A 12,461-nucleotide genomic window follows, 5' to 3' on the forward strand; every position below is an offset into this window, starting at 1 on the left:
CATAACCCAGAGGTCGCAGGTTCAAATCCTGTCCCCGCTACTCAGTAGCAACGAAGGGCCCGGAGGCATCAAGCCTCCGGGCCCTTCGTCGTTCCCGGGAGTCGTCCCCGGGAGCGGCCCCTCCCTCGTGCGGGGGAGGGGCCGGAACCGCTCTGGTGAGGGAGGCGGGGGAGGAGGCGGCCGGGGGAGGCTTCGCGTGTCGGGACGACGGGGCTTTCGAAGGGGGCCGGGCATGAAGCGGGTACTGGGCGCGGTGGCGATCACGGAGGCGGTGCGTTCGGGCGCCGGCGGGGTGTCGGTCGACGGTGTCTGACCGGGCCGTTCCGGAGGTCCTGCCGGTAGGGCATGATCTTCTCCGCGGGGGCGGCGCCCCCGGACACGGGGGAGGGGCTGCGGTGGTGCGAGCGGCGCGCTGGCGGAGCTGGTCGGCCGGGCTGAGTCCGTACGTGCTGGACTCGCTGCTGGCCGTGGCATCGGCCGGGATCTCGGTCTGGGCGGTCGGCAACGACGACAGGGCCTGGCCGTGGTGGGTCTACCTGGTGGCGGTGTCCACCTCGCTGTCGCTGCCCTGGCGGCGCCGGGCGCCGCTGGCCGCGCTGGCGGCGGGCAGCGTGGCCTTCATGACGCTGTCCGTGGTGGCGCACTCGGCGAGTCCGCAGGTGCCGCTGGCCGGTGTGATCGGCATCTACACGGTGGCGGAGCGCTCCCCGGACCGGCAGCGCTGGACGGTACTGGCGGTGGTGGTGGTCGCCAACGTGATCGGCACCCACTCGCCCAACGGCATGCTGTTCAGCCTGCTCACCTCGGTCGGCTCGTTCGTCTTCGGCTCGCTGGTGCGCGCCCAGCGGCGGCTGGCCCGGCTGGAGGCCGAGCGGGCCCGCGAGGCCGGGGAACGGGCGGCCAGTGAGGCGGGCCGCGCGGTGGTGGAGGAGCGGGCCCGGATCGCCCGGGAGATGCACGACATCCTGGCGCACGCCGTCTCGCTGATGATCATCCAGGCCGAGGCCGGGCCGCTGGTGGTGCACGCCAACCCGGACCGGGCGATCCGCGCCTTCGACACCATCGCCGACGCGGGCCGCGACGCGATGGTCCAACTGCGGCGCGTCCTCGGAGTGCTGAAGGAGGAGGGGGCCGGTCCTGAGCTGGCCCCGCAGCCCCGGCTGGCCGAACTCGCCGACGTGGCCGAGCGGGTGCGCCGGGCCGGACCGGCGGTGGAGCTCGAACTGGCCGACGGGCTGGGCGCGGTGCCCGCCGACCTCCAGGCCGCGGCGTACCGGATCGTGCAGGAGGCGCTGACCAACACGGTCAAGCACTCCGGCGCCGACCGGGTGGCGGTCCGGGTGCGGCGGTCCGGGGACACCCTGGAGGTCGTGGTGTCCGACAACGGGCGCGGGCTGCCGGTGACCGTCGGCGGCGTGGTGAACGGCTGGTCCGGCGGCCGCGGGCTGGTCGGCATCCGGGAGCGGGCGGCGGCCTGCGGCGGGCGGGCCGAGGCCGGACCCGGACCGGAGGGCAAGGGCTTCCTGGTGAGTGCCCGGCTGCCGTTGGGGGTGGCGGGCTTGGTGGAGAAGGCGGGCGGATGAAGCCGATTCGGGTGGTCGTCGCGGACGACCAGGAGCTGGTGCGGGCGGGGTTCGGGATGATCCTGGACGCGCAGCCCGACATCGAGGTGGTGGCCGAGGCCTGCGACGGCGCCGAGGCGGTCGAGGCGGTCCGCGCCCACGGCCCGGACGTCCTGCTGCTGGACGTCCGGATGCCGGTCATGGACGGGCTGGAGGCGGCCCGCCGGGTCTGCGCCGAGTTCCCGTCCACCAAGGTGATCATGCTGACCACCTTCGACGCCGACGACTACGTCTTCGACGCGCTGTACGCGGGCGCCAGCGGCTTCCTGCTCAAGGACGTCCGGCGGGACGACCTGGCGCACGGGGTGCGGATGGTGGCCTCCGGGGAGGCGCTGCTCGCGCCCTCGGTGACCAGGCGGCTGATCGGCGAGTTCGCCGCCCGCCGCCCGGGCTCGCCCGAGCGGGCGCTGCGACCGCCGTCCAAGCTGCTGGAGCAGCTCACCCTGCGTGAGCAGGAGACCCTGCGGCTGCTGGCGCGCGGGCTCTCCAACGCGGAGATCGCGGCCGAGCTGGTGGTCAGCGAGCACACGGTGAAGACGCACGTCAGCAATGTGCTGAGCAAGCTGGGGCTGCGGGACCGGGTGCACGCGGTGGTGTTCGCGTACGAGGCCGGCGCGGTGGTGGCGGGGGAGGCGTAGGGGCTCTCTTGCGGATCACGCCGGGCGCGGGGCCCCTGGTCGGGGCTCCCCCGTGCGGGGGAGGCGGCGGGTTCGCCGGTGCGGGCGATCCGCGACGAGGGGTGCGGCGGACAGCATCTGTGGTGTCGGAACGGACCACGGGCCACCAGCTACCTGCCGGGGCCGCGGATCACCACAGGAGATCGTCGGATGAACACCCCGCAGGAGAACCGCCGCACCGCCTACGCCGTCGTCGGCGCCCCCGCCCTGATGGCCCTCTACGGGGGGATCCGGCTGATCCCGGGCTCCCGGGAACCCGGCCTCGGCTGGACGGCCGGCCACACCGCGATGTTCGCCGGGCTGCTGCTGTTCGCCCCGGTCCTGCTCGCCCTGCGCGGGCTGCTCGCCCCGCGCGGCACCACGGCCGGGCGGCTCGCGGCCGGTGCCGCGCTCGGGACGGCGTTCGCCGGCCTGGCGGCCTCGCTGGTGCAGATCGGGATCGATCTGTACGTCGGCCTGGCGGCGGTGGACAAGGCCGGGCAGTCGCGGATGTTCGACCGCGTCCAGGGCGTCCCCGGGGTGCTGCCGGCGGTCTACCAGATCGGCCCGCTGCTGTTCTACGTCGGCCTGCTGGCCCTGCTGGTCGCCGCCGCGGTGGGTGCGGCCCGGACGCTGCCCTGGTGGAGCCCGGTGCTGATGCTGGTCGGCACCGCTGCCTCGGGGGCCGACCTGGCGCTGATCCCGGTGGCCGCGGTCTGCTACCTGGCGGCGCTGGCCCCGCTGGCCCGCCGCGCCGCCGGGCCCCGCCCGGCACTGGTCTGACCGGTACTGGTCTGACCGGTGCTGGTCTGACCGGTGCTGGTCCGCCCGGTGCTGGTCTGGCTGGGCGGTACGGACGGGCGGCCGCTCCCGCAGGGGAGGGGCGGGCGCCCGTCAGCTCATCCGGAACACCGGTCCGCGCGGGGTGAACGGCAGCCCGGCGCCCCGGGGGACCAGGAAGGCGTGCTCGCGGCGTACCCGCAGCACGTCGCACGCGCCATCGGTGATCACCAGCACGGGCGCCCCGCGCGGGAAGTCCTCGGCCCGCTCCAGCAGGTCGACGCCCGGCTGCAGCTCGGTGCCGCCGCGCCCGCGCACCCGGACCCGGCCGGCGATCTCGCCGACCGGGACGTACCCAGCGTCGTGCGGCGCGGCGTCGCAGTGCACCACCCGGGCCGCGGGCACGTCCCGGGCGGCCGCGTACGAGGCGATCGCGCCGAGCGCCTTGCCGAGCAGGACCCGGTTCATCGAGCCGGAGGTGTCCAGGACGACGCCGAAGGTGCAGCGCGGCACCTCCTCCGGCGGGTGGTAGCGGCCGGCCCGGGGGATGTCCGGGGTGGCGGACTGCCGACGGGCCGGGCGGGAGTAGCTGCGGACCGGCTCCGGACGGGGCACGAACTCGTCGAACCAGCGGGCCAGCCGGGCGTCCCAGGGCAGCGGCGGGTGGGCGAGGGCGCGGATCTCCTCGACCAGTCCGGCGGGCAGCAGCCCGCGGTCGCGCTGGTGCAGCTCGAAGCCCTGCTGGAGACCGCGGCGGTAGAAGTCGTCGAGGTCCACGTAGTCGCGCGGGCCGCGGTCCAGCGGTGCGCCGAGGATGTCCGGGCGGTTCTTGCCGGCCAGAGTGGCGAGCCGGCGGATCCGGCGCTCGTCGCGGACGATCCGGTCGTACACCTCCTCGGCCGACAGCCCCTTCAGCTGCGGGTCGTGCAGCAGGCCTTCCGGCATGTCGCCGACGCCCATCTCCAGCAGCCAGCCGTTGATGACGTAGTCGGCGGCGACGTTGAAGAGGAACGGGTCCCGGCCGCCGCGGCGCTCGCCGTGCCGCAGGGCGGCGTGCAGCATCTCGTGGCCGAGGATGAACCGCCACTCCTCGTCGGTCTGCTGGCGCAGCGGGTTGATGTAGACCTCGCCGGCCTCGGCGTTGACGGCGGCGATGGAGATGCCGTGGGCGCGGGCCAGTTCGGCGTCGGCGACGACGGTGAGGCCGGCCGCGATGCCGCCGAGCAGCGGGTAGGAGGAGACGAACCAGCCGAGCGCCCTGGTCCACGGCCGTACGGGCAGGCGTTCGCCGGTCTCCCGGTCGAAACGGCCGCCGGCCCGGTCCATCGCGGCGGACATGGTGCGGGTGAGGGCGGCGGCGAAGGCCGCCGACCAGTCCTTCGGGGTGTGGCCGTAGTCCTGCCACTCGACCAGCAGCTGGTCGTGGTCGGCGGTGCCGGCCGTCCCGGCGGTGACGGCGGGCGGCAGGCCGTCGCGGCGCCAGCGGGCGGCCAGCTCCTCCTCGTCGCCGCCCGGGTACTCCTGCGGGAGGGCGACCGGGGGGCGGCCGACGGGGAAGGTCGCGAGGAAACGGTTCACCACCGCGCAGCGGGCCGCCTCCTCGTAGGCGTCGGGCTGGACCCGGACACCCTTGGCGGCCGGGACGTGGCCGAAGCCCAGGTGCAGCAGGCAGTGCGCCAGCACCCAGGCCCACTCGTCCGGCTCGGCCCGGCGGCGCGGGTTGACGTGCACGGTGCCGTCGGAGTCGACCACCGCCCAGCCGCCGGTCGGGGCCAGCCCGCAGTCGTCCCGGCGGCAGAAATCGGCGGGCACGGCGTCGAAGGCCGGGTTCTGGCGCAGCAGCCGGACCCCCTCGGCGAAGACCTCCGCGCCCGGGTCCGGCTTCTTCGCACCCTTCTGGACGGAAGGGCTCACCGGCGGGCCTCGACCAGCCGGGGCATGTCCCGGGCCGCCTCGATCAGGAACCAGGAGGGCAGCACCGGATTGCCGTCCGCGCCGTCGGCGATCACCGTCTGGGCGACCTCCACCGAGATCTCGGCCAGCTGCACCAGCAGCGACTTGGCCCGGAAGGCGGTCTGCCGCTGCGTCCCCGAGGCGTGCTCCTTGCTGGCCGGAAGCTCCTTGACGAGGCGGCCGCGGAAGGCGTCGGCCAGGTAGTAGAGCAGGTCGCGGTCCTCCAGCCGGTGCGGCCAGCGGGCGTCGCCCTTGAGGATCGCCTCCAGGCCGTAGGCGTTGCGGACGATCTTGGCGTAGCCGCAGAAGGCGATCGCGTGCTGCGGGGTGAGCAGCCCGTACGCGAGCACCTTGAGGGTCTCCTCGTCCAGGGTGGGGCCGAAGGAGTGCAGCGCGTCGGAGAGCATGTGCCAGGCGCGCGGGGTGGAGAACGGCTCCTCGGTCTTCGGCGGGGCGGACCACAGGTGGTCGGGGCGGTCGGTGACGTAGTCGACGACCCAGGGGTGGATGCCGGCGCCGGCCGCCCAGCCCAGCCAGTCCGCGGCGCTGGCCCGCAGGTGCACGTGGACCATGCGGTTGACCAGCGCGGACGCCATCGGTCGGGCGAGCGCGCCGTCGGTGGCGCGGTTCCCGGCGCCGATCACGATCGAGCCGGGCGGCAGCTCGTACGAGCCGATCCGGCGGTCCAGGATCAGCGAGTAGAACGCCTTCTGGACGTCCGGGGTCGCCGCGTTGAGCTCGTCCAGGAACAGGCAGTACGGCTCATCGCGGGCGATCTGCTCGGGCGGGCAGAACCGGGAACGGCCCTCCGGGGTCAGCTGCGGGACACCGATCAGGTCCTCCGGGGCGAGCTGGGTACCGACCAGGCTCACGCACTCCAGGCCGAGCGACTCGGCGAACTCCCTTACCAGCGAGGACTTTCCGATCCCGGGCGCGCCCCAGAGGAACACCGGCCGGACGGTGGCCAGCCCGAGCAGCAACTCGGGAATCTGGACGGGCGAGACGCTGACTGCTCCCTGCACGGGGCTCCTTGGCAAGTGGTGGGGTGACCGGCCCAGTCTGCGGCGGGAGTTGACGCGGCGCACCCGGATTTTCGGGTGGTCGCCGGGAGGCCTGAGGAAAGGGGCTTAAAAACGGGTGAACCGCATGCGTACGATGATCCTTCCGGCTCCCCCCTCATGGCCTGGAGTGATCGAGCGATGACGACGACGGCGAAGTTCGACCCCTGGTCGGCGGCGTTCGTGGCCCACCCGTACGACGCGTACGCCGAGTTGCGCGAGCACGCGCCGGTGACGTACTTCGAGCCGACCGGGCAGTGGCTCGTCTCGCGGCACGAGGACGTCAGCGCGCTCCTGCGCGACCGGCGGCTCGGGCGCACCTACACCCACCGCTTCAGCCACCAGGAGTTCGGCCGGCCCGAACCCGACCCGGCGCACGAGCCCTTCCACACCCTCAACGACTTCGGGCTGCTCGACCTGGAGGCCCCCGACCACACCCGGATCCGCCGGCTGGTCTCCAAGGCCTTCACCCCGCGCATGGTCGAGGGCCTGCGGCCGACCGTCCAGCGGCTCGCCGGAGAACTCGTCGACGGCCTGCTCGCGGCCGGCGGCGGCGACCTGATAGCCGCCGTCGCCGAGCCGCTGCCGGTCGCCGTGATCGCCGAGATGCTCGGCGTGCCGGAGAGCGACCGGCACCTGCTGCGGCCCTGGTCCGCCGACATCACCGGCATGTACGAGCTCAACCCGAGCGAGGAGGCCGCCCGCAAGGCCGTCACCGCGAGCACCGAGTTCTCCGACTACCTGCGCGCCCTCATCCGCGAACGCCGCACCGCCCCCGGCACCGACCTGATCAGCGCGCTGATCCAGGCCCAGGAGGGCTCCGACGCGCTCAGCGAGCAGGAGATGATCTCCACCTGCGTGCTGCTGCTCAACGCCGGCCACGAGGCGACCGTCAACACCACCGGCAACGGCTGGTGGGCGCTGTTCCGCAACCCCGGTGAACTCGCCCGGCTGCGCGGCGCGACCGACGCGCTCCTGCCCACCGCCATCGAGGAACTGATGCGCTGGGACACCCCGCTGCAGCTGTTCGAACGGTGGGTCCTGGAGGACATCGAGCTGCGCGGCGTCACCATCCCGCGCGGCTCCGAGGTCGCCCTCCTCTTCGGCTCCGCCAACCGCGACCCCGAGCGCTTCACCGACCCCGACCGCCTCGACCTCGGCCGCACCGACAACCCCCACATCACCTTCGGCGCCGGAATCCACTTCTGTCTCGGCGCCCCGCTCGCCAGACTGGAACTCACCGAGTCCTACGGCGCCCTCCTGCGCCGCGCCCCCGGCCTGCGCCTGGCCCGCGAACCCGAGTGGAATCCGGGCTACGTGATCCGGGGCCTCAGGGAACTGGTGGTCGAGGTCTAGATCGAGGTCGGGGCCAGGTCGGGGTCGGTTCGAGGAACGGGGGAGAGCTGTGGGCAAGGCGACGGGGTCACTGCTGGGGCTGGCGATCGGGGATGCGATCGGCCGGGTGACCGAGTTCAAGACGGTAGAGATGATTGCCGACGACCACCCGGACTGGCGGCAACTTCCGCTGCCCCCAAGGGCGCTGGTCACCGACGACACCCAGATGACCCTCGCCCTCGGCCGTGGTCTGAGCATTGCCCTGGAGCGCGGGCCGCTCACCCCGCTACGGCTGGAGCGGCCCGTTCGCGAGGAGTTCGTCGACTGGTGGCGCTCCCCGCAGAACAACCGTGCTCCCGGCATGACCTGCCTGCGAGCCTGCGAGCGGCTGAGCCGCCCCGCGTACCGCTGGCAGCAGGCGAGCGACGTCGGTTCCAAGGGCTGCGGCGCCAACATGCGGGTCGCTCCGGTCGGACTGATCCGCGAACTCGACGCCCGCCAGCTCGCGGGCGCCGCGCAGCTGCAGTCCGCGCTCACCCACGGGCACCCGACCGCACTCGCCGCCAGTGACCTCACCGCGTACGCCATCCGCAAGCTCGCCGAGGGCGTTCCGCCGGCCGGCCTGCCCGCGGTGCTGCGGGCGTACGCGCTGGCGAGCCGCGAGCGGTACGACGAGTTCTGGCTCGGCGACCTCTCCGCGCGCTGGTACGGTCGCTCGCCGCAGGACGTCATCGCACGCGGCTGGGACGACTGCCTGGCCGTGCTCGACCAGTTGGACGCCGCGCTCGCCGCGCCCGACGTCGAAGCGGACCCGTGTCTGGCCACCGGTGAGGGCTGGGTCGCCGAGGAGGCCTTCGCCACCGGCCTGCTCTGCTTTCTGCTGCTGCCGGACGACCCGGTGTCCGCCGTCCGCCGGGCCGCCTACTCCAGCGGCGACTCGGACTCCCTGGCCTGTCTGACCGGCGCCTTCGCCGGGGCCCATCACGGGGAGTCGGTCTGGCCGCAGGAGTGGGTGGAGCGGATCGAGTACCGGGACGAGCTGCTCGCGCTCGGGGCGCTCTGGGACTGAGCTCCACACCTGCGTTCCGGGCCCGGGTGGAACCGGGTTCGGGGGTGGTGCGTCGAAGGGCCATGACGAAGCGCAGCACCGCAGGGCATCGCCGTTCCCGCCGTCGGGTGGGGCTGCTCCTCGCCGCCGGGTTGGCGGTCGGCCCGGCGCTGGCCGGGTGCGGGAGTGCGGCGGGCGGGGGGCCCGTGGTGGTGCGGGCCTCGGCGTCGGGGAGCCGGGCGGCGGTGGATCCGGGGCAGGTGGCGGCGGTGGCGGCCGGGACCAGCGCCTTCGGGCTGGACCTGCTGCACGCGCTGACCGCGACGCCGGACGGGGCGGGGCGCAACGTCGTGGTCTCGCCGGCCGGGCTGGCGAGCGTGCTCGGGATGCTGCTGCCGGGGGCGCGCGGTGCCACCGCCGAGGAGCTGGCCAAGGCCCTGCACACCGGGCTCGACCCGCGGCAGTACGCCCTCGCCGTCGGCGCGCCGGACCGCGGGAGCCGGGCCGGCGGCGACCAGGTCGTCCTGCGCCGCTCCGACGCCCTGTGGACGCAGCTGGGCCTGGCCGTCGCCCCGGAGTACCTGGACACGCTCGCCGCCGCCTTCGACACCGGCGTGCACCCCGTCGACTTCGCCAGGGACCCGGCCGGCGCCCGCGGGAGCATCAACGCGGCGGTGGAGAAGGCCACCGAGGGGCGGATCAAGGAGCTCTTCGGCCCGCGGCAGATCACCGCCGACACCCGGCTGGCACTCACCGACGCGCTCTACCTGAAGGCGGCGTGGGCCTCCGGGTTCAAGCCCGCGAACACCTCCGAGCGCCCCTTCCACCGGCTGGACGGCTCCACCCCGTCGGTGAGCACGATGAGCCGCACCGGCACCCTCCGGTACGCCGAGGGCTCCGGCGGCATCGTCGGCGAACCCTGGCAGGCCGTCGAACTCCCATACGTGGGAGGTGGGTTGGCGATGGATCTGATCGTCCCCGCGCAGGGCGGGTACGCGGCCTTCAGCAAGGGCCTGGACCAGGCCCAGCTCGACCGGATCCTCGGCGGGCTCGGCGAGCGGTCCGTCGACCTGACCCTGCCGCGGTTCCACTTCGACACGGCCAACGACCTCGTCCCCGCCCTGCGCTCACTCGGCGTCAAGGCGGCCTTCGACGCGCCCGACTTCACCGGCATCACCGCCAAGGAGCCGCTCGGCCTGGGCGCGGTGGTGCAGAAGGCCACCGTCGAGGTGAACGAGGACGGTACGGTCGCGGCGGCCGGCAGCGGCGCCGGGGTGGCGGCGATGGCGGCGCCGGCCGCGCCGGAGTCCGTCCAACTGCACATCGACCGGCCGTTCCTGTTCCTGATCCGCGACACCGCCGACGGGCGGCCGCTGTTCCTCGGCCAGGTCACCGACCCGCAGGCCTCCTGAGCCGACCCGCAGGCGCCCTGAGCCGACCCGCAGGCGCCCTGAGCCGACCCGCAGACGAAGCAGGCGAAGCGGACGAAGCAGGCGAAGCAGCCGGAGGAGGACCGGGCGTCACCAGGCCGGGTAGCGCCCGCCGAGCGCCGGGTGGGCCGGGTCGCGGCTGCCGAACAGCACCAGCAGGTCATCCGCGACCCGCAGCAGTTCGGCCCGGCCCTCGACCGCCCCCGCCCACTCGGCGGGCAGCGCCGAGGCGCCGTACGCGGCGCCGACCAGGTTGCCGCAGACCGCGCCGGTGGAGTCGCTGTCCCCGGAGTGGTTCACCGACAGCAGCAGCGCGCTGCGCACCGGGTCGGGTTCGAGGGTGGTCGCCAGCAGCGAGTACACCGCGATGGCCAGGCACTCCTCGGCGATCCAGCCGAGGCCGACCCGCTCCACGGACTCCGCCGTCGGCTGCGACTCCTGGGCCACCCGGACGGCCCGGGCCAGCGCCTGCACCGTCTCCTTGGACCCCGGCAGCTCGCGGATCTGCTCCACGGTCTCGCCGACCGCCGCCCACGGCTCGGTCCCGTTGGCGAGCCGCTCGACCAGTGCCGCGAAGGCGCCTGCCGAGAGGTAGCCGGTCGGGTGCCCGTGGGTGAGCTGGGCGCACTGCACGGCCAGCCCGAAGGACAGCTCGACGCCCAGCCGGGCCAGCCCGAACGGTGCCGAGCGCATCACCGTGCCGCAGCCCTTGGACTCCGGGTTGATCGGCCCCGGCTGCCCGATCACGGACGGCGACTCGAACTCCGGGTGCTCGGCCACCCCGCTCATGCAGGCGTTGCCGGGCGCCCGCGACGCGTACAGGAAGGGCCTGGTCAGCAGCCAGCCGTCGTACGGGCGGGGCTGCGGCGCGGTGTCCGGCGAGTCCTGGCGCTGGGTCAGCAGCCAGCGCCGGTACGCGGCGTGGACGGCCTCCGGCACCGAGCCGCCGCCGCCCGTCCAGCCGCGGACGAACGCGCGGATCAGGCCCTCGGCGGTGAACAGGGTCATCTGGGTGTCGTCGGTGACTTCGACCGGCCCGGTACCGGCCGGCAGCCCGGTCACGCCGTCCGGCCCGTACCGCTGCTGGATCTGGTGGAGCTGCTGGAACTCCACCGGCCAGCCCAGCGCATCGCCGACGGCCCCGCCGAGCAGCGCCCCGCGCACCCGGTCGCGGTATCCCGATTCGGCCGCCGACTCCGTCACGTCGATCCCCCTTGGTTCATGGCGGGATACGTTCTATCAGGTCTACCGGCGGATCTGCCCGGCGCGCCCGTGCAGCGCGGCGCGGTCGGCGGCGGCGCGCCCGGCCGCCCAGCCCACGCCGTCGCTCACCCGGACCCGCTGCGAGACCAGCTTGGGGAACAGCCGGCCGACCTCGTCGTCCACCGCCTCGGAGCGGGCGGCGAGCGCGGGCAGCAGCCGCTCGTCGGGCAGCAGCTGCTCCTCGGTGCCGTCCTCGCGCAGGTGCCGGCCGGCCGCGGCGGCGCTGGTCGCGCGCTCGGTGGCGGCGGTCAGCCGCTCGCGGATCCGCGCCGCGTACGCGACCAGGAAGGAGTGCCGGAACGCCTTGCTGCGCGAGTCCCGGCGGGAGCCGGCCTTGTTGAGCGCGTGGGTGGCCTGCACCAGCAGCGAGGTGTAGAGCAGCTCGACGCCGTCCAGGTCGCCGTCGAAGCCGACGACGGTGCAGAAGCCGAACTCCTTGGCCCACACAGCCCGGCACCGGTTGGCCGCCGCGACGGCGTCCAGCAGCATCGTCTTGGGGCTCTCGTACGGGTTGTCCACGCCGATCCGCAGCGCCGCCGGGGTGTTCCGGTCGTCGCCGGTGGCGGCCAGCAGCGCGTCGTCGATGCTGTGCTGGGCCATCAGCTGCTGGGCCTTGGTGGTGAGCGCCTCGGCCTCCTCCGGGTACTCGGTGGACTCGGCCTTGGCCAGCAGCGCCCGGATCCGGGCCAGCATCCGCGGCTCGCCGGTCAGCGGGCCGGCGGCGCGTTCGGCCTGCGGGCCCGTGGCGCGCTCGGTCTGCGGCCGCCGGCCGGGCGCGGGGCCGACCGGGGAGATCGGCGGCAGCCGGCCCCAGGTCCGCAGCAGCTCCAGGGCGGCGGTGGCGAGCGCGAAGCGGTCCAGCCGGTGCCGGTCGGCGAAGGCGCCGAGGTACTGCTCGTCACCGGGCCACCAGACCTCGGCCTCCAGCTCGCGCAGCTGCTCGTGCCAGCGCCGGTCGAGGGCGGCCGCGGGGTGCCGACGGCCCTCGGCGGCGATCAGGTCCACCGCGAGGGCCAGGTGGACGGGCTTCAGCCCGCGCCGGACCACCCGGGCCAGGTCGGCCGGGCGCCACCCGGCGGACCAGCAGCGGCCGACGGCGGTGTCCGCGTACCCCAGCAGCGCCCGGCTGACCGCCGGCCACTGCCCGGCCGAGGCGGCGAGCAGCGACGCCCCGGTGTCGAGGGCGAGGTCCAGCGTTTCGTCCGGGGCCGTCAGCACCGATCGCACCGCCTGCTCCAGCAGTGGGCCGGCGCCCCCGTCCCCGTCCTGCTGCGCGCGCTTGCCCACGGTGTGTCCCTGCTCTCCTCGACGGCCCG

At 74.6% G+C, this 12,461-nt stretch carries 10 protein-coding genes; 6 read left to right on the forward strand and 4 right to left on the reverse strand.

Going from position 1 to position 12,461, the window contains the following annotated elements; translation table 11 throughout:
• Positions 1–395 precede the first annotated feature (395 nt).
• The 3 genes from ACFV6D_RS06955 to ACFV6D_RS06965 all read left to right on the forward strand — a co-directional run bounded on the left by ACFV6D_RS06955 (position 396) and on the right by ACFV6D_RS06965 (position 3,061).
• On the forward strand, positions 396–1,583 hold the full coding sequence (locus tag ACFV6D_RS06955; protein WP_380423803.1) for a sensor histidine kinase: 1,188 nt from the start codon (positions 396–398) through the stop codon (positions 1,581–1,583).
• Positions 1,580–2,260, forward strand: coding sequence for a response regulator transcription factor (locus ACFV6D_RS06960; RefSeq protein WP_063348943.1), 681 nt, complete (start codon positions 1,580–1,582; stop codon positions 2,258–2,260). Before ACFV6D_RS06955 ends, ACFV6D_RS06960 begins: the two co-directional genes overlap by 4 nt.
• A gap of 189 nt (positions 2,261–2,449) precedes the next feature.
• Positions 2,450–3,061: a hypothetical protein gene (locus tag ACFV6D_RS06965; protein ID WP_380558797.1), complete on the forward strand. Its 612-nt coding sequence runs from the start codon at positions 2,450–2,452 to the stop codon at positions 3,059–3,061.
• A gap of 111 nt (positions 3,062–3,172) precedes the next feature.
• On the opposite strand, the gene ACFV6D_RS06970 is transcribed toward ACFV6D_RS06965, so the two are convergent.
• Positions 3,173–4,972, reverse strand: coding sequence for a hypothetical protein (locus tag ACFV6D_RS06970; RefSeq protein ID WP_380369592.1), 1,800 nt, complete (start codon positions 4,970–4,972; stop codon positions 3,173–3,175).
• Complete coding sequence (locus tag ACFV6D_RS06975; RefSeq protein ID WP_380489264.1) at positions 4,969–6,033, reverse strand: ATP-binding protein; 1,065 nt, start codon at positions 6,031–6,033, stop codon at positions 4,969–4,971. The genes ACFV6D_RS06970 and ACFV6D_RS06975 overlap by 4 nt, the downstream gene beginning before the upstream one ends.
• A 177-nt stretch (positions 6,034–6,210) precedes the next feature.
• Here ACFV6D_RS06975 and ACFV6D_RS06980 point away from each other — a divergent pair, with 177 nt between their 5' ends.
• The 3 genes from ACFV6D_RS06980 (at position 6,211) to ACFV6D_RS06990 (ending at position 9,864) form a co-directional block, all read left to right on the forward strand.
• Positions 6,211–7,425 carry a cytochrome P450 gene (locus ACFV6D_RS06980; protein WP_063348948.1) on the forward strand — a complete coding sequence of 405 codons (1,215 nt, stop codon included), beginning with the start codon at positions 6,211–6,213 and terminating at the stop codon, positions 7,423–7,425.
• Between the two features lie 49 nt (positions 7,426–7,474).
• Complete coding sequence (locus tag ACFV6D_RS06985) at positions 7,475–8,473, forward strand: ADP-ribosylglycohydrolase family protein (RefSeq protein WP_380489262.1); 999 nt, start codon at positions 7,475–7,477, stop codon at positions 8,471–8,473.
• A gap of 62 nt (positions 8,474–8,535) precedes the next feature.
• Positions 8,536–9,864: a serpin family protein gene (locus ACFV6D_RS06990; RefSeq protein WP_380489260.1), complete on the forward strand. Its 1,329-nt coding sequence runs from the start codon at positions 8,536–8,538 to the stop codon at positions 9,862–9,864.
• A 108-nt stretch (positions 9,865–9,972) separates the two neighbouring features.
• Here ACFV6D_RS06990 and ACFV6D_RS06995 read toward each other — a convergent pair whose 3' ends face one another.
• Both ACFV6D_RS06995 and ACFV6D_RS07000 read right to left on the reverse strand, forming a co-directional pair.
• Entirely contained in the window at positions 9,973–11,085 is a 1,113-nt protein-coding gene (locus ACFV6D_RS06995) for an ADP-ribosylglycohydrolase family protein (protein WP_380489258.1), read from the reverse strand.
• A gap of 42 nt (positions 11,086–11,127) precedes the next feature.
• Positions 11,128–12,432: a DUF2786 domain-containing protein gene (locus ACFV6D_RS07000; RefSeq protein WP_380338826.1), complete on the reverse strand. Its 1,305-nt coding sequence runs from the start codon at positions 12,430–12,432 to the stop codon at positions 11,128–11,130.
• Between the last annotated feature and the right edge of the window lie 29 nt (positions 12,433–12,461).

Origin of the sequence: Kitasatospora sp. NPDC059812 (genome assembly GCF_042732075.1) — a bacterium.
Classification (GTDB): Bacteria; Actinomycetota; Actinomycetes; order Streptomycetales; family Streptomycetaceae; genus Kitasatospora.